Below are 1593 nucleotides of genomic sequence, written 5' to 3'. Positions count from 1 at the left end.
TCAACTCTAAAAACAGCAGCAGATAGGCATAGAATAGCACCAAATATCGGTATATACCAATTTTGGAAAATTTGAATAAATAGATTTTTATTGGCGAGGACTTGAGGCGTGACCGTGCATGGGTTTGGGAGAATTTTTTCGTTACCCCCGTGTTACTAATGGGGGGCGCTCCCCCGAAAAATATCGGGGTTACGAAGTATATATTTTTTAAGAAAAATGGCTGTCCTCAACCTTGCATTGGAGGTATGCCCACAGGGTATGCCCACATAAGCAGCAGGGGCAATAACGCTTGAGCTAAACCTAAAGGGCTCCGCGTTATTGCCCCTGCTATGTGGACAACCCTAGTGGACAACCATCCAGATGCGAGGTTGAGGAGCTTAGGGCAATACTCACCCTAAGAGCCTAATAAAAGACTCTTAGTAGTTGCCCTAAATATTACCACCCGTCAGGTCGGCAGTATCGCGTAGGGAGTGCATCATTGGATATAACTGCACCTGTACAGATTACGGCATATCGCGCCGCCACAAGACCTTCTGTACCGCTATAACGTCTCTATGCTATCAAGGGCTTAAACCCAATATAACGCACCGAGAACCGCTTATAACTACTCATAAGGCGCGACCTGTCTTGTGTAACCCCAGTAAGTCGCTTATAATCACGTTATGCAGGGCTGGCGTCTCCGAGTGCCTACCACCCCCTGCATCCGCCTCCAGTGAGCTCTAACTCACGTGGAGGTTTTTTTATATCTGAATGCTTTGCCAAATATATACCTAATAAGTGCTGATTACAATAGGTTATTATCTGACCGTTCCTCCTCCTCCTCCTCGTCGATGCCTCCTCGTCGTCGTCATCGTCACGGATCATCTTTTCTTGTTTTTAGCGTTCTTTCGTTTTTTGGCGGCATTAATCGCACTGGAAACAGTGTCAGAAAGCTCTAAATCGGCTTGTACGGCATTTTTATAGCTTTTGCGCTGTTTAGGTATGCGCTTAGGCGTTAAAGGCGTCTGTGTGGCGTCTGTGGGCTTTGTGGTCATGCCCGTAGTGGTCTTAGCCACCTCATCAGCCATAAAACGGCGTAATTCAGCACTAACAGATACACCGCGAAACTTGCACAAACCTTGAAACGAGGCTTTGAGGTCAGGCGGTAACTTTATCAAAAGGGTAGTTTCATCTGAATTCTTTATTTTAGTCATGAGATAAATCAGCCTTGCACAAAATGGATTGCATATTAGCCTTATCTCTAGACACATTGCCCGAGTATTCTAGATATTGGGCGTATAGTTCAGGGGTAAGGGGGCTATCTAGCTTGGCATTAAGCATATCGTGGCATTTTTCTAAATCATCTATGGTTTTAACCATGGCAGCTTTAAGGCTGTCCAATTCAGACCATGACAACTTGAGATGATAAGTATCCATAAAAACACCTAAATGCGAGTTTTCGACTTTAAAAAGTCAACTCTAAAAACAGCAGCAGATAGGCATAGAATAGCACCAAATATCGGTATATACCAATTTTGGAAAATTTGAATAAATAGATTTTTATTGGCGAGGACTTGAGGCGTGACCGTGCATGGGTTTGGGAGAATTTTTTCG

The 1593-nt window shown here is 44.2% G+C and carries 2 protein-coding genes; both read right to left on the bottom strand.

From position 1 onward, the window contains the following. Positions 1-860: 860 nt before the first annotated feature. Positions 861-1193, bottom strand: a complete 333-nt coding sequence (locus JIE71_RS12350) for a hypothetical protein (RefSeq protein ID WP_199509024.1) — start codon at positions 1191-1193, stop codon at positions 861-863. Continuing rightward, a complete protein-coding gene (locus JIE71_RS12345) occupies positions 1186-1416 on the bottom strand; it encodes a hypothetical protein (RefSeq protein ID WP_199509023.1) in 231 nt (76 codons plus the stop codon). The genes JIE71_RS12350 and JIE71_RS12345 overlap by 8 nt, the downstream gene beginning before the upstream one ends. Between the last annotated feature and the right edge of the window lie 177 nt (positions 1417-1593).

The sequence above is a fragment of the Psychrobacter sp. bablab_jr014 genome (assembly GCF_016464015.1).
Classification (GTDB): Bacteria; Pseudomonadota; Gammaproteobacteria; order Pseudomonadales; family Moraxellaceae; genus Psychrobacter.
This window is presented reverse-complemented; position numbering and strand designations above follow the sequence as displayed.